Origin of the sequence: Thomasclavelia sp., from assembly GCF_047249845.1 — a bacterium.
In the GTDB taxonomy this organism is placed as follows: Bacteria; Bacillota_I; Bacilli_A; order Erysipelotrichales; family Coprobacillaceae; genus Thomasclavelia.
In genome coordinates this window covers 1-16,955 of the sequence record NZ_JBKTWO010000055.1, presented here as the reverse complement: position 1 = coordinate 16,955, position 16,955 = coordinate 1, and the positions used below count along the sequence as shown (strand labels likewise).

General features: G+C 27.6%; 14 protein-coding genes and 1 pseudogene. 5 read left to right on the top strand and 10 right to left on the bottom strand.

The window, feature by feature from the left end; all coding sequences use genetic code 11:
* Positions 1-60: 60 nt before the first annotated feature.
* Both ACLR9T_RS11945 and ACLR9T_RS11940 read right to left on the bottom strand, forming a co-directional pair.
* Positions 61-543, bottom strand: a complete 483-nt coding sequence (locus ACLR9T_RS11945) for a hypothetical protein (protein ID WP_413109747.1) — start codon at positions 541-543, stop codon at positions 61-63.
* A gap of 25 nt (positions 544-568) precedes the next feature.
* Complete coding sequence (locus tag ACLR9T_RS11940) at positions 569-2,128, bottom strand: alpha-glucoside-specific PTS transporter subunit IIBC (RefSeq protein WP_413109746.1); 1,560 nt, start codon at positions 2,126-2,128, stop codon at positions 569-571.
* Positions 2,129-2,325: 197 nt separating this feature from the next.
* Here ACLR9T_RS11940 and asnB point away from each other — a divergent pair, with 197 nt between their 5' ends.
* On the top strand, positions 2,326-4,146 hold the full coding sequence (asnB, locus tag ACLR9T_RS11935; protein ID WP_413109745.1) for an asparagine synthase (glutamine-hydrolyzing): 1,821 nt from the start codon (positions 2,326-2,328) through the stop codon (positions 4,144-4,146).
* A gap of 8 nt (positions 4,147-4,154) precedes the next feature.
* On the opposite strand, the gene ACLR9T_RS11930 is transcribed toward asnB, so the two are convergent.
* The 6 genes from ACLR9T_RS11930 to ACLR9T_RS11905 all read right to left on the bottom strand — a co-directional run bounded on the left by ACLR9T_RS11930 (position 4,155) and on the right by ACLR9T_RS11905 (position 11,345).
* Positions 4,155-4,532, bottom strand: coding sequence for a hypothetical protein (locus ACLR9T_RS11930; RefSeq protein ID WP_413109744.1), 378 nt, complete (start codon positions 4,530-4,532; stop codon positions 4,155-4,157).
* Between the two features lie 62 nt (positions 4,533-4,594).
* Positions 4,595-5,356, bottom strand: a complete 762-nt coding sequence (gene aroD, locus ACLR9T_RS11925; RefSeq protein ID WP_413109743.1) for a type I 3-dehydroquinate dehydratase — start codon at positions 5,354-5,356, stop codon at positions 4,595-4,597.
* A 121-nt stretch (positions 5,357-5,477) separates the two neighbouring features.
* Positions 5,478-6,359: an ROK family protein gene (locus ACLR9T_RS11920; protein ID WP_413109742.1), complete on the bottom strand. Its 882-nt coding sequence runs from the start codon at positions 6,357-6,359 to the stop codon at positions 5,478-5,480.
* Positions 6,360-6,417: 58 nt separating this feature from the next.
* Positions 6,418-7,335: an ABC transporter permease gene (locus ACLR9T_RS11915; protein WP_413109741.1), complete on the bottom strand. Its 918-nt coding sequence runs from the start codon at positions 7,333-7,335 to the stop codon at positions 6,418-6,420.
* Positions 7,316-8,251, bottom strand: a complete 936-nt coding sequence (locus tag ACLR9T_RS11910; protein WP_413109740.1) for an ABC transporter ATP-binding protein — start codon at positions 8,249-8,251, stop codon at positions 7,316-7,318. The genes ACLR9T_RS11915 and ACLR9T_RS11910 overlap by 20 nt, the downstream gene beginning before the upstream one ends.
* Positions 8,235-11,345, bottom strand: a complete 3,111-nt coding sequence (locus ACLR9T_RS11905) for a hypothetical protein (RefSeq protein WP_413109739.1) — start codon at positions 11,343-11,345, stop codon at positions 8,235-8,237. The genes ACLR9T_RS11910 and ACLR9T_RS11905 overlap by 17 nt, the downstream gene beginning before the upstream one ends.
* 279 nt (positions 11,346-11,624) lie before the next feature.
* On the opposite strand from ACLR9T_RS11905, the gene brxF reads away from it, so the two are divergent.
* From brxF to ACLR9T_RS11885, 4 genes and pseudogenes are all read left to right on the top strand, one after another.
* Positions 11,625-12,053 (top strand): BREX-3 system P-loop-containing protein BrxF, encoded by a 429-nt coding sequence (gene brxF, locus ACLR9T_RS11900; RefSeq protein WP_413109738.1) that lies wholly within the window; start codon positions 11,625-11,627, stop codon positions 12,051-12,053.
* 332 nt (positions 12,054-12,385) lie between these two features.
* Positions 12,386-12,523: pseudogene (locus ACLR9T_RS11895) on the top strand (hypothetical protein); the annotation flags it as partial.
* Between the two features lie 20 nt (positions 12,524-12,543).
* Entirely contained in the window at positions 12,544-14,694 is a 2,151-nt protein-coding gene (locus ACLR9T_RS11890; RefSeq protein ID WP_413109737.1) for a DUF1430 domain-containing protein, read from the top strand.
* A gap of 3 nt (positions 14,695-14,697) precedes the next feature.
* Positions 14,698-15,315, top strand: coding sequence for a putative bacteriocin export ABC transporter (locus ACLR9T_RS11885; RefSeq protein ID WP_413109736.1), 618 nt, complete (start codon positions 14,698-14,700; stop codon positions 15,313-15,315).
* 157 nt (positions 15,316-15,472) lie between these two features.
* Here the strand turns inward: ACLR9T_RS11885 and ACLR9T_RS11880 are convergent, their stop codons facing one another.
* Together ACLR9T_RS11880 and ACLR9T_RS11875 are read right to left on the bottom strand one after the other, a co-directional pair.
* Positions 15,473-16,081: a V-type ATP synthase subunit D gene (locus ACLR9T_RS11880; RefSeq protein WP_413109735.1), complete on the bottom strand. Its 609-nt coding sequence runs from the start codon at positions 16,079-16,081 to the stop codon at positions 15,473-15,475.
* Between the two features lie 2 nt (positions 16,082-16,083).
* Positions 16,084-16,955: V-type ATP synthase subunit B (locus tag ACLR9T_RS11875; RefSeq protein ID WP_413109734.1), on the bottom strand; the 872-nt coding region annotated here is incomplete at its 5' end.

Genomic DNA, 16,955 nt, shown 5'->3' with positions numbered 1-16,955 from the left:
CTTCCACCACCCGCTATAACAACTGAATATTTCTTTTCCATCTTTCTTTTCTCCTCTTTTTTACATTAATCTAAGCGTAGCAAATAAACAAATTGCTGAAAAAGCAACTACAATGAAACTACCACCACCATATTGAAAAGCATACTTCATTGTAAATTCTTTAAGAGTCTTGAATACCTTAATATCATAAGTTTTAACTGTCACATAGAATAAATAAGCAATAATCATAAAATACAAACTATTTAATGTTAATGCTTGAGCTAAAAGTAATAATACAAAATTAATACATGCAAATTTAATATTGCCTTCTACTAATTTCTTTTGAGCAATATTTAGTAAATATGCAATGTATGGATTAATCATCGCAATCAGGAAAATTACTGCTACACTAGGTTCACTGCTCAATACTTTTGGCAAAGAAATTGAACGAGTCATTGCTAAAAGTGATAAATACAAATAGGCAATAAACGGTGTAATCATTAAGAATACTTTTACAATACCATAATAACGATTTAACTTCTTTTCATTTATTCTTTTTGCCATCTTCAAGACCTTCCTTTTCATTTCTTTATAGTAATGCTTCAAAATCCTCTCTTACACTTGGTACCTTTAATCCTACAATTACTTGAATATTTGTTTTAGTTGCTTTTAAACCATGTGTACCAATTGATTTAAAATAGTTATCAGATTTAACTAATTTTTCATCTTTTACATTAACCCTTAAACGAGTTGCACAATTAGTAACATCAACAATATTATCTTTTCCACCTAATCCTTCTAAAATTGCAGCTGCCAAACTTTGTTTTTTATCTTTTCCAATAGCTTGTTTTTCTTTAAAATCAGCTTTTGTATGAAATTTAATTTCTTCTTCATCATCTTCTCGACCAGGTGTTTTAAAATCAAATTTTAAAATCAAAAATCTAAATACAACAAAGTAAATACCTGTAAAAACTAAGCCAACTACTAATAATATTAAATATGTCTGCCAATGTGAAGCCATTAATGGAATAAAGTTAAGAGCAGACATTTCAATCAAACCACCTGACAAAACTCCTACTACACCTAACGCATTTGCAACAGTAGCTAAAGTTGCAGCAAGTAATGCATGTACAACAAATAAGACTGGTGCAATAAATAAGAAAGTAAATTCAATCGGCTCAGTAATTCCACAAACTATTGCCGTTAGTGTAATTGGAATTAATAACCCTGCAATCTGTTTCTTCTTTTTATCTTTTGCAGTTGCATAAAACGCAAGTGCGATCCCTGGACATCCAAACACCTTAGATAACCCTGTAAGTGTAGGCCAAGCCCAAGGTGCTAAAGATTTTAATGAGTCACTTGATGCCGCTAAATCCGGTAAAGCATTTGCCCAAGCTGAATAAACTCCACCATTAATAATTACTGAATCATAGAAGAATGGGAAATACATTAAATGATGTAGTCCAAATGGAATTAAAATACGTTCCATAAAAATAAAGATCCATACCCCAATCGATCCAGCACTTGCAACAAAACCTTGAAATGCTCGCATACCATCTTGCACAATTGGCCATAACCACGCAGATAAAAATGCTACTGGTAATAAAGCAAAAAAACCAACTATTACTACAAATGATGAACCACTAAAAGTCCCCAACCATTCAGGTAATTCTGTATCAAAGAATTTATTGTGTAAAAATACTACAATGCACGAAATCATTAATGCTCCAATCATCCCCATATCTAGAGTTTTAATACTAGCAATCATTGTAAGACCACTTGTTCCTCCAGTTTCTGCTGCGAAGTCAACTCCGAAAGTTCCTCCCCATTGGCTTAAGATCGTACTTAAAAAATATTGAAATGTTAAATAAAGCACCAACGCTTCCATACAACATCTTGCTTGTTGCTTTTTAGCAAGGCCAATTGGTAATCCAACTACGAAGATTAGTGGCAATTGATTAAATACAGTCCATCCTCCTTGCAGGATAACATTCCATATTTGATACCATAATCCATTTGAATCAGCTAATCCCCCCATAATAGCTTCAGTTGTAAACAATGTACCAACACCGATAATCGTACCCGCAAATGCAAATAACAGAACCGGGGTAAACATCGCTCCACCAAAACGTTGAATTTTCTGTAACATGTTTTTTCCTCCCTTTTTCTTTTGACAGCCTTATCATAGAACAATGAAAGCCTTTTCACAATAGTTTTACATTACTTAGGGACAAGGGGGTATTTTCAATTACTTATCACATTATCCGTGAATTTTCACGTTATCATATCATAATGTTGTTGGTATATATATGTAAACCTCTCATATAATTAAATGGGGTGATAATAATGTGTGGTTTTTTATGTATGTATAACCATAATGATGATTTAACTAAGGAAATTTCTACATTCAATAAAATGTTATCATTATTAAAATATCGTGGACCAGATGATTATAACATTTCACATGATAAGCATGTTTTATTAGGTCATTGCCGTTTGTCAGTTATTGATATAAACGGTGGTAAACAGCCTTTTAAATATACTTATAATGATGTTGAATATTCTATTGTTTACAATGGTGAAATCTACAACATGAATAGTATTAAAGAACAATTAATTAACGAAGGATTTCACTTTAAAAGCCAAAGTGATACAGAAGTTGTTGTTGCTAGTTTTGTTGCATATGGAACTAGATGTTTAAATTTATTTGATGGAATTTTCTCTTTTGTTATTGCTTATCAGGGAAAAATATTTGCTGCTAGAGACCAGTTAGGTGTAAAGCCTTTATTCTATTACCAAAAAGATGATTTATTTATTTTTAGTAGTGAAATAAAATGTATTCTTATGTATTTACAATGCTGTATAATTGATGAAACTGGTATAAAAGAACTTTTAGGATTAGGACCTAGTATATCTCCTGGTAGAACAATTTATAAAGATATATATAGTTTACGACCTGCTCATTATATGAATGTATATAATGGTTTTAGAGAAACAAATCGTTATTGGGCTTTAGAACGATATAATCACAAACGAACTTATGAAGAAACCGTATATGATGTTAGATGTCTCGTAAATAACAGTATCAAACAGCAGCTATTAAGTGATGTTCCTATTTCTTGTATGTTATCAGGAGGATTAGATTCAAGTATCATCACTGGTGTCGCTAGTCAATATGTATCTAAGCTTTCAACCTATAGTGTTGATTACCAGGACCAAGAAAAATATTTTCAACCATATGAATACCAAACAACTAGGGATGATCATTATATAGAGGAGATGCGTTTACGCTATAATACGAATCATAAAACAGTTACTCTATCTCAAAAACAATTAGTCATGGCATTAAAAGAATCACTAATTGCAAGAGATGCTCCAGGAATGGCTGATATTGATTCAAGTTTTCTATTATTTTCTAAAGAGATTTCCCAAAATCATAAAGTTGTTCTCTCTGGAGAATGTGCTGATGAAATATTTGGGGGATATCCTTGGTTTTACCGCAAAGAATTAACAAGTATCGATGGCTTTCCATGGATGCGTGAATTAGATAAGCGGATGGAATTATTTTCCGATGATATAAAAGCATTAAATATTAAAAACTATGTTTTAGATAAGTATCATCAAACACTAGATGAAATTGATTATCATGATAGTACTTTTGAAGATGAAAATAAAAGAAAAATGATTTATCTAAATCTAGAATGGTTTATGCAAACCCTTTTAACACGTGGTGACAGCCAAACAATGCGTAGTTCAATAGAATTAAGAGTACCATTTGCTAATAAAGAAATAGTTTCTTATCTCTATAATGTTCCATGGCACTATATGTATCACAATGATATAGAAAAAGGCTTATTACGTGATGCTTTTAAAGATTTTTTACCGTCTGACATATATAACCGTAAAAAAAATCCATATCCAAAAACTCATTCTCCAATCTATCGTGATTTGATTGTGGAATTATTGAAAGAATCACTAAAAGATCAAGATAATATCTTACTCAAACTATTTAATTATGAAAAATTATTAGACTTAATAAACTCTGGGGGAGAGTCCTTTAAGTATCCATGGTTTGGGCAATTAATGACAGGTCCACAATTATTAGCCTATTTTTACCAAATATATTTGTGGGGTAGAATTTACCATATAAAAATAGAACTAGAATAATCGAAAGATTATTTTAGTTCTATACTTACATATTCATCCTTTAATTTTATATCTTTAATATATTCATTTTCAATAATAATACTTTCATCATTAATTACTAAATAAGGGATATCCTTAACAGTTTCCTTCAACACCTTATTTAGATCCAAGTTAATAATTCCATATTTAATTACTCCTTTGATATCAATAATAATTTCATTTTCTACTCTTATTCTAGCAATTGCTTTTAATTTAGTTTCAATATTATAATAATTCAAATTTGCTTTAATATGAATATAATTATCAATTCTGATTTCTAAATCATTCAAAGCAATATCTTTATAATCAAATAATTTAGGATATAAGTATTTACATAGCTTTTCTAATTCATTTTGATTTATTAGCATTTAATCACCTAATTTATATTATGAAATACTTAAAAAAAAGTGTAAAAAAAGGACTAAAAGTCCTAATTATTTTCATGAATGATTTTTAACATCATATTTAATGAACGAACATCAATTTGTCCTGATGCAGAAGCATCATGATCTTTTCCAAAAGTAATTGCAGAACCAAACTGTTCACCTAAAATTCTTGTTGCAGTTCCTAAATTTGACATAGACATCGTTACAATTGGCTTATCGTGTATTTCATTAGCACGTAAAGTCATCTCTAAAACTAATAAAACATCTTTATAATCTTCAGGCATAACTGCCAACTTAATGATATCTGCTTCTAATGAATCCATTTGTTTAATTTTTTCCAGCATAGTATCTAAACTTGGCGTTCTAGTATAATCATGATTAGACATAATAACTTTACAATTTAATTCATGAATCATATTATTCAATGTAATAATCGTATTAGTTCCACTTGATAATTCAACATCATATATATCAAATGCTCCACTTTCTAAAGCCAAAGAATATAGATTAATATATTCCTCATGGCTTAGATTTCCTAGACCACCTTCTTTAACACTTCGATAAGTTAAAATAAGAGCTTGTTTCATTTCTAAAGAAGCTATCATTTTAAATAACTCACTTAATTTTTGATGATTTAATAATTCCTTAAAATAATCAATCCTAAGTTCAATTAAATCTATTTCAAGATCCTTCAACCTAATTAGATCGGTAATAATTGATTGATGATTATCACTTATTACTGGTACACATACTTTTGGAATTCCTTCACCAATTAATATATCTTTTACTTTACATATTCTACTCATATGTCATCCCCCTAAAACCATGCTTAATCTATAATCAAAGTGGTATATACATAATTAATTACCTTTTATACTATACCATTATTGAGACCAATATGATACTTTTTTAAGCTAAAAAATTAAATTATTTTGTCATTATATGATGATAAAGAGCCCCAATCAAGTTTGCTTCATTATGATATTTACAGCTCACGACCTTTGGTATTAATAACTGATTGGTTTGATTATAAATCAACATTATTGCATCATTAATCATCTCAATTAAGATCTTTTGACTAGAGATACCACCACCAATACAAATAATTTCAGGGTCATACATATACTGAAGATTGTATAGCTGAATTGCAATATCAAAACAAAAAGATGATAAAACTTTGAGTACTTTTTCGTTTTTTTGCTCTACTAGTTCAAAAATCTCTCTTCCATTTATATTATTGATTTCTAAAACTTTTGCTACCCGCTTACAAAGTGCTTTAGTCGATGCAATATCTGACCAGGTTACAACTTTGCATTGACTTTCATCATAATCTACAATCATATTGCTAATTTCCCCTGCAAATAAATTAGCACCAGAATGAATTTTTTTATCTTTTATAACCGCTCCCCCAATTCCTGTACCTAATACTACTACAATAGCATCATTATAATTTTCTCCATTCCCACACCATATTTCTGCTAACCCCGCACACTTAGCATCGTTTTCAATAGTTACTTTTATATCATTACATGCTCTTGATAATATTTTTGTTAAACATATCCCCTCTAGATAAGGATAAGCAACGATTGTTTCAATTACCCCAGTTCTAGCATTAATCACCCCTGGACATGATAAAGCTATTCCTTTAATTTCATATTCACTTTGAAAATATATTTTACTCAAACTCTTAATAAATATTTCTAGATCAGTTAATATAGAAATAAACTCATTTTTCTCTATAACTTCCCCTTGTTCATTTAAATACCCATATTTTATTGCTGTACCACCAATATCAAATACTAAATACATTTCTATCACCCAATTTAATTATAAAACAAAAGAGCCATAATTAATATGGCCCAATTAATTAAATATCTTTTTTTACCATTGTTCTAAATGATACCCCATATAAAACAACTGCTCCTATTATATAACTAACAGTTACCAATATACCATTTAATGATGTATTAATAACATAATAACTTGCATTAGTAAGAGCTATATCAACATCAATTGCTTCTGGAGTATATATATTAGTGAAAATAGTAAATATACCATTTGTACTTTGTGATAGTGATAAATCTCCCACAAATCCTAAAAAGTTATTAAATATTAATCCAAAATGATAATTTAAATCAAAAATATATAAATTGAATTGATTATAATAACCAAATTGATTCAATATCACTCTTACAATTGGAATAATCCCAAATATCAATCCTCCTAATGCTACCATAATCAAAACTGCAGGTACTTTCTTTTTAAATATTGTTGATAAAAATGTTCCTAATCCACCAATTATAAAAATTATTACCATACCATAAATAATAAATATCAATGTAGCTTTAATAATCAATAATAAAATATCTTTTTCAACTCCACTAAATAAACAAAACACTAAGATAAATACCGAAAAACTTGTAATCAAATAAACAATACTCCCTAAAATCATCCCTAATACTTTTCCAGCAACTAAATGGATACGAGTGATTTCTTTTGATAACAATAATCTAATTGTCCCTTCATGTATCTCACTTGCAAATAAACCCGATGAACTATTAGAACAGATGATCCAAATCATAAGTCCTGCAATCATCATAAAAGCAATAAGACTATATATATTCATAACATTATTAGAAAGCCGAGCATAAGTTAAAATATTTCCCGATAAATTATTATAAATATATGCAAACAATAAACCAAAAACACCACTAATCAACCAAATGATTATGACAGGAATAACTTTAAACATCTTAGTAAAAGTTTTAGATAACAATACTTTCATTTTCATTGTCCTCCACAACTTGTTGATATAATTTCTCTAAAGTAATTAATTCTTCTTTAAATAAATCTAATTCAACATCATTTTCATAAATAAACTTAATAAGTTCTTTTTTACATCTATTTTTATCCTTAGTTGTAATTCTAAAAACTTCTTTATCTAAATTATAATTATAACCTTTAACATCAAGATACTTCTTTAATAAACTATTTTGTTTAGTACTAACCAATATCTTTTCTTGATTAAATCCTTGTTGTACAACCTCAATAGGCTGATTTAAAACAACATGTCCTTTATTAATCATAACTACATGATCAATAATCATTTCTAACTCACTTAAAACATGCGAACTTATTAATACTGTCATTTTACGTTGATTAACCAGTTTTTTCAAAGTTTGAATTATTTCACTTCTACTAGTTGGATCTAGATTAGCAGTTGGCTCATCTAACAATAATATTTCAGGATCATGAAGCATCGCTTGTATCAATCCAACCTTTTTCTTCATTCCAGTAGAAAACTTAGCCACCTTTTTTAATCTATGTTCTAATAACCCAAACTCTTCTAATAATTCTAAAGCTCTTTTTACAGCTACATCAAAATTAAGATTCGATAACTGCCCCATATAAACAAGATATTCCAAGCAGCTCATATCACTATAAAAGTTAGGAAATTCTGGTGAATAACCCATTAGTTTTTTAGCTTCATTAGAACCTAAAGGATATCCTTTAATCGATCCACTTCCACTACTTGGAAAAATAAGTCCCATTAATAAAGACATAGTCGTTGATTTTCCTGCACCATTTGGTCCAATAATTCCATAAATCTTTCCTCCCTCTAACTCAAAGGATAGATCATCAATTGCTTTAAATGATCCAAAAAACTTATTCATCTGCTCAACTTTAATTACCTTTTCCATGTCTTACACCCGCTTTCTTTTCCAAATGATATTTTGGGTATACAACAATAAATATACCTGCTAATACAATTATTAAAGTTAATAAAATTACTAAATATTTGATTACTGAAGATTTATTTACTTCAATTTGCTTTGTAATATGTGTAACTTTACCTTGTCCATCATCATAAGAAAAGACAAGTCGATGTTTACCTTCTAATAATTTTAAATCAATTTTTTCTTCTGTACTTGTCGCAATTAAACTCCCTTGATCATAGACACTCATCATTCCTGATTTTTCACTTTGATATTTAATAGTGATATTCCCACTATTAAATTTTTCCTGCTTAAAATCAACTAACTTAAAATCACACTGATCATTAAATGCATAGAGCTGTTTGCTACTATTTTCAATTAATATCTGATTATTATTTAATTTTCTTGCCTTAACTGCATCAACGTTGCACCCAGCAACTAATTCATTATTTTCATAATCATAAATTTGATTATTTTCATTTCCCTTTATTATAATTTTGTTTTGTCCTTGAACAGGAACAATAATAAAATCTGAAAATTTAAGATTATCTAAATCACATATCTTTAACTCTTTTAAGCTTTTTCCATCTAAAATACGTAATTTAACATTATTATCATTTTGACTATAATCAAAATAAATATAACCTAATTCTCTAACACTATCACCATTTATATCTTCTAATTGATATACAGTTTGTCCATTATCTTCAATATTAATAGGAATAATATTTTCTAATACGGCTGGTGAACTTTCTTGGCCATATTCTTGATCCTCCCTTTTAATATCTGCAATTAAAGTTCCATCCTTACCACTTAAAATTTTCTGTTTATTTTCTGGAGCATTAAAAAATAAATCATCAACTCCATCATGATTGTAATCTATTTCTGTCAATGAGAATGACTCTCCCCAATCAAACACACCATCTTCCATTAAATTAAAACGTACAGACAGATCTTTAGGATTAATAACCTGATAATACTGGCATCCATTATTATTACGAGCATTAATTACGAATAAATTAATTCCTTGATGATCTAAATCACCAATTACTTTAACCTGCTGATTATTTAATAGATTTTTATCATACTTTTTAACCAAATTACTTTTTTGATAACTTATTTCATAACTATTTTTATTTGAATAATAAACCCGCATCTCAGTTTCGCCAACACTGACTAGATCATTAATTCCATCGTTATTTAAGTCTCCAACATCAATAACTGTTCCATTATCTTCAACTAATTGTTCATATTGTGATTTAAAAGTAAAACTATTACCATCAATAATGCTATCATCAATTAAAAGTTCTTTTTTACCATCATTATTTAAATCACTAAAATAATTTATTTCATTACCTATTAAATATTTATTCTTTCCATCTATTCCTTTATCAATTAATATCTTTTTATCACAAATAATATTACCATCATTTGCATTTATTATTAAAATATGACTAGCAACAATTTCATTTATACTATTTATTTCATTAACTAATGTTAAAATCTCATTACTTTCATCATTATAATTAATTGTTTCAAAACCATTATTTAAATACTCATTAGGTACATTTACTTTCATTAATACATCATCTTTACCATTCAAACCTAACTTAAGTATTTCGTTTATTTTACCATCTTGATTACTAGAAACAAGCATTCCTTGATCTAAATCAACTATTTTACTAACTATTTTAGAACTACCTAGTGAACTAATTGTTTTTAAATCATTATGCAAAATATAACTATTACTATCATCGATCTGTAATAAGTAATTATTTTCATATTTACTGATATTTATTTTAACATTCTCTGAACCAATACTTAAATTCTTTAAATCATTTTGTACAATTAATTTACCATCCAATGAGTAAACTGAAACTCTCAATACTCCTTTATTTATACTACTAGGAATTATCAATACATCTTTTTCCTGATAAGTAGATAAAACAGCATTAGAACAATCTAAATTATATTGTTCAACTTTAATTTTACCCTTAACCTCTAAATTCTTTGTATCAACCAGCACTAATGCTGGTTCAATTCCTTTATTATCACTTTCAAAATCAGCTATTGGATAATAATCCTGATCGCCCAAATATGCTTCTACCAACATAAGATCATCTTTAAGCATTTTCATCTTATAGCCATTAAATGCTTTAGAAAATACACCCGTAGCATAAACTACTGTATTCCCTTCAGCAGGATTATATCGCGATTGTTCAGTTAATCGTTTTAGTATCTTATCTTGGGCAACTATACCTAAATCTAACTCTTTAATTACTTCACCTGTTTTAATATCTATCTGATGAATTTTGTCAATCTCACTAGTAACATATAGTTTATTATTTAAAACTAAAATATCCCATATATTCATATTCACTTTTTGTTTTTCACCATTTTGATATTTAATTTCTACATCTAATGGCTTAGTAACAGTTGTCCGATAGTTTTCATCACCACTTTTTTTATCAATACTAACTACTTCTCCTTGTTGGGTAGTAAAAATGATTTGATTGTCAACTATGATCATTTTCCAAATATTATCTTCATCTTCATAATCAAAAATTATTTCTTTTTTATTAGCATCAATAGCTAATAAATGATGATCATAAATTAAATAAACTAATTTATCTTTACTAATAATTTGTCTTACAATTGAGTTTTCTATAACTACACTATTATTTTCATCAACTGTTTTATGTGTTAATGCAATTTCATATAAAACTTTAGAATTTTTAGAACTTACTATTTGGAAATTACTATATCCTCTACTTGTTTTTAAATAAACAGCAACATCTTTTACACTATCATTATCAATATCATCAATAACTTCAAAACGTTTAACTGGATGATCAATACTAATAATAAAGTTTTGATTATTAATAAATTCTAATCCCTCATTACTTGCAACCATTGTTCCTTTTAAATCATCACTAAGAACAACATCCTTTGCTAACACATCCCCTTTTACCTCTTTACCATGACTATATGCCTCAATACTTGTAGCTTTCTTTACTCCCTGAACAGGTATTGGCACAATCATTAATAATATTACTACTATAGATAATATTTTTTTCATGCTATCCGCTCCTAACTGTATTATACTAACTAATACAGTATTATTATATCATCACATTAACTGTATTACAATAGATAGTACACTTATATTATAATTAATTCCCATATCAATTATTGTCAGTTTTAAAAATTACTAGTATTTACAAGTAATTCGACATTATTCCCCAGGAAATATCTTATAATATTACTATCAAATAATATTTAATAATGCTAAAATAATGTTATAAGAGTTATTCGATTTTTATATTTTTAAGATTCATTTAAAAAGGAGGTTATAATCATGGATCAATTACTTGAAGAAATCGAAGCAGCAAAAAATAATGGAAGTAAACTATTATTAATTATTGGTAGCCCTGGTAGCGGGAAATCAAAACTTATTCATGAATACAGTGATAATTGCGGTATTCCTATTTTAAATCTAGATAATATTTTTAAAGATAATGCAACTGATTTAGTAAAAGTTATGGATGATTTTTTATTAACATATGATAAAGAGATCTTGTTACTAGATAATAAAAGAGTTCTTTATGCTAAAGATTCTAATATTGATATGTTGGCATTTTTAAAAGCATTAGCAAAAAAAGTTGTTGTTGTAGCTACATGGAATGGTAAAATTGAAGATAATAAATTAATTCATATTCGCTCTAAATCCCCCACTGATTTAACATATTCATTAACTGATGAAAACATAAGATTTATTCAAAAATAATTTACACCTTTAATAGGTGTTTTTTCTTTTAAATTTAAAATATAAAATAAATTCAGCTAAGGTGAAATAAATATATTTTTAAATATTGTAAAATAATTATAAGAAAGATAAATAACTTTTTAGAAATAAGAAACCTCTATTAATAACTTTTAAAAACAATTTTCTACCAAACAAAATAAACTGATAATTAACAAGGATAATTTACACTTATATAGTATTGTTCTTTAAATTAAAATATGTGATAATTAATTACAGAAGGCGCTTTCTATACTTAAATTTAAGGAAAAAGAAAAATGAAATCGAAACCTAAAATTGTATAGTCTTATTATCAACATACAACTATGGAGCATAATGCATCTATAGAAGGTTTTCTTCCAGCAGCATCTGGATGGAAAAAACCAAAGACTTTAGCTAAAGCTAAAGCATCTAAATCTGCTTGGACAAATCATTCTTATTATGATGTAAGATAATTAACTAGGAGAGAACTAGCATGAAAAAAATACTATTTATTGTAAGTTGTGTATTTTTTCTAGTTTCCTCTTATTTGTTTGTTGGTATTTATGAAAATAAAGAGATGACAGGCATTCTAGAGGAAAATAGTGCATATACAGTTTCTGTTACCAATGTCCAAGGACAGCTAGAAACAATTACTGCTCTTGAAAAAATAGCCAAAAATAATAATGTAAATATTCAAAAAGCTATCTATCGTTTACAAGAAGATAGCACATTTGTAATTGATATATATATAGATATAAATAAACCAGAAAAAGTACTCAATAACTTTATTATTGATGGAAAGAAATTATCTGATAGTAATCTGGAAAATGGTTATATGTCATCTAAACATGAAGATAATAACAACTTAATTGGAGTATTTTCACTTTTAAATAAAGAAAATACTGTACACTTAAGGAATTTTTCACAATTGGAAAAGGAGAATTTAAAAGGTGTATATAGTTTTTCAGGAATAAAAAATAATGAACAGTTTAAGCAAATTAAAAAGCAGTTAGTTGAAAATAATATTATGATTGATGAAAATTTTAAAAATCTCTCAAATAATAGTTTATATACTTCCAAACTTACTACTTTTCTTCCATTATTAATTATATTGCTTATTTTGACTTGCATATATAACTATATAATGAAATTTAAACAATATTCAATTATGATGTTGAACGGCTATGATACAAAATCAATTATTAAAAGTGAAATCAAATTTTATGTTATTTTAAATTTTGCATTAGCTATTGCAATGACTGTTATGTGGATGATATATCATTGGTTAAGTTATGGGATGTTTAATTATTATTTATATATATATTTATTGTTAAGACTTTTAACAACAGCTCTGATCATAATTACATTAGAGGGTATATGTGGAATACTGTTAAAAAGGGTCAATATTACGTTATGCTTAAAAAACGAAAAACCAAGTAAAGAAATTAATATTATTAGTATAATTACAAAAGTATGTTTTTGTATCGTTTTCTTATTTACAAGTGTTACTGCAATAACCGAAATAAATAAACTAGAAAAAATTAATATGAATATGGATGATTGGAAAGAGTCTATAAATTATGCTTATATGACAATCAATTCTTTGCCACAAACAGAAAACGGAAATGGTTATGAAATGGGTTTAAAGTGTCAAAACGCATATAAACTGCTTGATGAAAAGGGAGCATTATTAATTCGTCCCGATTGGTATTTTAAAGAAGATACATTAGGCAAAAGAGAATATATAGAAGATCAGTCATTGTACTATTCTGATTTTATGGAAGTCAATAATAATTATTTAAAAAAATATCCAATTTATGACAAAAGTGGTAATCAGCTTCTTTTCCCTGAAGATGAAAATGTCTTAACGATTTTAATCCCTCAAAAGTATGAAAAAAATCTTAATGAAATAAAAGAATTATATGATAATTATAAGAGTTTAAGATATTTAGATCAAAACTTATATAATGAATTAAATGGATTACCTGAAATTACTGATCAACAGGAAATAAGATATTTTGTTTATACAAATAATCAAAAATTCTTTACTTATAATCCCGATATGAATAAAGAAGAAGGAAATTATATCAAAAATCCAATCATTATGCTAACCAATGCAAATAATCGTGGTACCGATATCTACTTAAGTTTGATGAGTATGGGGGAATTAATAGTCCCTATTAGTAATCCTCAAAGTCCTTATGATGAATTATACCCAATTCTAAAAGATGCTGATGCTAGTGATCTTATCACATTTACTCCTACTGTATATAGTCGAGTCGATCAACAACAGTATGAATTACAACAAACATTAATAGAATATGGCTCAATTTCAGTTTTTTCTTTGATTGGCTATGTTATTATGACAATCTTTGTTACAATGAATTATGTAGAAAGTAATAAACAAATAAATGCAGTAAAAACAATTATGGGATATTCATTTATTCATCTCTATAGAAAATATTATTTATTAAATATTATTCCTTTTGTTCTAATAGCATTTTTAATTGGAATAGGTTATAAGGAAATAATATTTGGTCTAAATCTGGGGTTTGTTATTTTAATAATAGATTTTATCGTTACATCATTGATTTTATGGTACTATGAAAAGAAGTCCCTAAATATTGTTTTAAAAGGAGAATAGCTGATGATTGAAATTAAAGATCTTAATAAACGATTTAATGATAAGATTATTTTTGATAATCTTAATCTTATTATAAATGATGGTGAAATGATAGCTGTTTCTGGAGCAAGCGGTTCTGGTAAGACAACATTATTAAATATCTTAGGTAAGTTAGATGAAGAATACACAGGAGATGTGATAATTGATACTAAAAATTTAAAAACAATAAACAAAACTCAATATCTACGTAATAAAATAGGTTATTTATTCCAAAATTATGCTTTAGCTGATAATCTATCAGTAAGCAAGAATTTAGATTTTGCTCTTAAATACAGTGCAGATAAAAGCCAAAAAGCAAAAGAAACTGCATTGACACTAGTAGGTTTAGAACCAGTAACATATTTAAATAAAAAAGTATATACATTAAGTGGTGGTGAGCAGCAGCGAGTTGCTTTAGCTAGGTTATTTTTAAAACCATGTTCTATAATTTTAGCTGATGAACCGACTGGTTCATTAGATATTCAAAATCGCGATGTTATATTAGAAATTTTAAGAAAAATGAATAGTCAAGGTAAGACTATAATTATAGTAACTCATGATCCGTATGTTCTAACAGTATGTGATCGAGTGATAAAAATATAAATATATTTAAATGTACTAGTATTGATTAACTAGTACTTTTTATTATTATTATTTCACTAATCCCATAGTCTTATTAAATAAGAAAAAACCACTTTTTAGTGGTTTCCATTAGTTTATATTTTGTAGATTAATAATTCTATATAATTATTATAGTTTATCATTGTTTCATTTCTTTAATAACTTTTTGACGTGTAAATTCTTCTCTTTCCTTTTCTTCTAAAGCTTCAGATATTACTTTAATTGTTGATTCAAAACGCGGTATAGAGATATTTTTTAATGCGTTGGCTCTTTTTTGCGTTTTACGAATTGTGTTTGCTAAACGATAAACACTATTTTCAACTTCTGCTAATAATACTGTTAATTGTTTTACATTATAAAAACAATTGTAAGCATAATCAACTTTAGAATTAGAACGTTCAATATCATATGTCATCTTTAATGGTTGCTTATTATAAGCAATCTTAGGTATTTCAACTCCCATTACACTGCGATAAGCAATTGAAATCCCATAATCTTCAGGTGTGCTATTTACAATATCTGTAATTAATCCCATTGAGATATTAGCTTCTTGAAGAGCATCATAAGCTTCTTGATATGAAGATGTAATCTGATCACGAATAATTTTTACATCATCTAATAAAGTCATCATTTCTTTAATCAAAACATTACGCTTTTGATCCATTAGATTATATCCAAGGTTTGCTAACTGCAATGATTTTTTCATGGCAATTAGATTACCTTTAGTCGGAACTACTTTCAAGGCCATAATTATTCACCTTCTTCTTGTAATTCTTTAATAATCTTCTTTTCTTTAATATTAAAGCGTTCGATTGCCTTTTCATGATTATAATATTGATCTAACAATGCATTATCTAGACGATCTAGTGCTTCACGAGGAAGAACAGAAACTAGATCCCATCCTAGATCCAATGTTTCTTCAATACTACGGTTAGTATCAAATCCTTGATTAATAAAATACTCTTCAAATAAACGACCAAAGCTAATATATTTTTTATCCATATCTGATAATTCATCTTCACCAATAACTGATGTCAATGAACGAACATCTTGAACATGAGCATAACATGCAAATAACTGATTAGCTATATCTTGATGATCAGCACGAGTAAATCCCTCACCTATACCATCCTTCATTAAACGACTTAATGAAGGTAGTACTCCGACTGGAGGATAAATACCAGCTGAATTTAAATCAACATCTAAAGTGATTTGTCCTTCAGTAATATAGCCAGTCAAGTCAGGTACGGGATGAGTAATATCATTATTAGGCATTGTTAGAATTGGAATTTGAGTAACAGAACCTTCAGCATCTTTAATAATCCCTGCTCTTTCATATAATGAAGCTAAATCAGAATATAAATATCCTGGGTATCCTTTACGACCAGGAATTTCACCTTTACTTGAAGAGAATTCACGCAAAGCCTCGCAATATGAAGTTACATCAGTATAGATTACTAATACATGCATATTTTGTTTAAATGCCAAATATTCAGCGGCCGTTAAAGCACAACGTGGAGTTAAGATACGTTCAATAATTGGATCATTTGATAGATTTAAGAACATAACTACTCTTTCCATAACCCCAGCTTCTTTAAAACTACGTTTAAAGTATTCAGCTA

Bases quoted from the DNA above. Each gene is read 5' to 3' on its own strand.
- ACLR9T_RS11945 (WP_413109747.1), bottom strand. From the start codon at position 543: ATGGCAAAAAGAATAAATGAAAAGAAGTTAAATCGTTATTATGGTATT.
- ACLR9T_RS11940 (WP_413109746.1), bottom strand. From the start codon at position 2,128: ATGTTACAGAAAATTCAACGTTTTGGTGGAGCGATGTTTACCCCGGTT.
- asnB (WP_413109745.1), top strand. From the start codon at position 2,326: ATGTGTGGTTTTTTATGTATGTATAACCATAATGATGATTTAACTAAG.
- ACLR9T_RS11930 (WP_413109744.1), bottom strand. From the start codon at position 4,532: ATGCTAATAAATCAAAATGAATTAGAAAAGCTATGTAAATACTTATAT.
- aroD (WP_413109743.1), bottom strand. From the start codon at position 5,356: ATGAGTAGAATATGTAAAGTAAAAGATATATTAATTGGTGAAGGAATT.
- ACLR9T_RS11920 (WP_413109742.1), bottom strand. From the start codon at position 6,359: ATGTATTTAGTATTTGATATTGGTGGTACAGCAATAAAATATGGGTAT.
- ACLR9T_RS11915 (WP_413109741.1), bottom strand. From the start codon at position 7,335: ATGAAAGTATTGTTATCTAAAACTTTTACTAAGATGTTTAAAGTTATT.
- ACLR9T_RS11910 (WP_413109740.1), bottom strand. From the start codon at position 8,251: ATGGAAAAGGTAATTAAAGTTGAGCAGATGAATAAGTTTTTTGGATCA.
- ACLR9T_RS11905 (WP_413109739.1), bottom strand. From the start codon at position 11,345: ATGAAAAAAATATTATCTATAGTAGTAATATTATTAATGATTGTGCCA.
- brxF (WP_413109738.1), top strand. From the start codon at position 11,625: ATGGATCAATTACTTGAAGAAATCGAAGCAGCAAAAAATAATGGAAGT.
- ACLR9T_RS11890 (WP_413109737.1), top strand. From the start codon at position 12,544: ATGAAAAAAATACTATTTATTGTAAGTTGTGTATTTTTTCTAGTTTCC.
- ACLR9T_RS11885 (WP_413109736.1), top strand. From the start codon at position 14,698: ATGATTGAAATTAAAGATCTTAATAAACGATTTAATGATAAGATTATT.
- ACLR9T_RS11880 (WP_413109735.1), bottom strand. From the start codon at position 16,081: ATGGCCTTGAAAGTAGTTCCGACTAAAGGTAATCTAATTGCCATGAAA.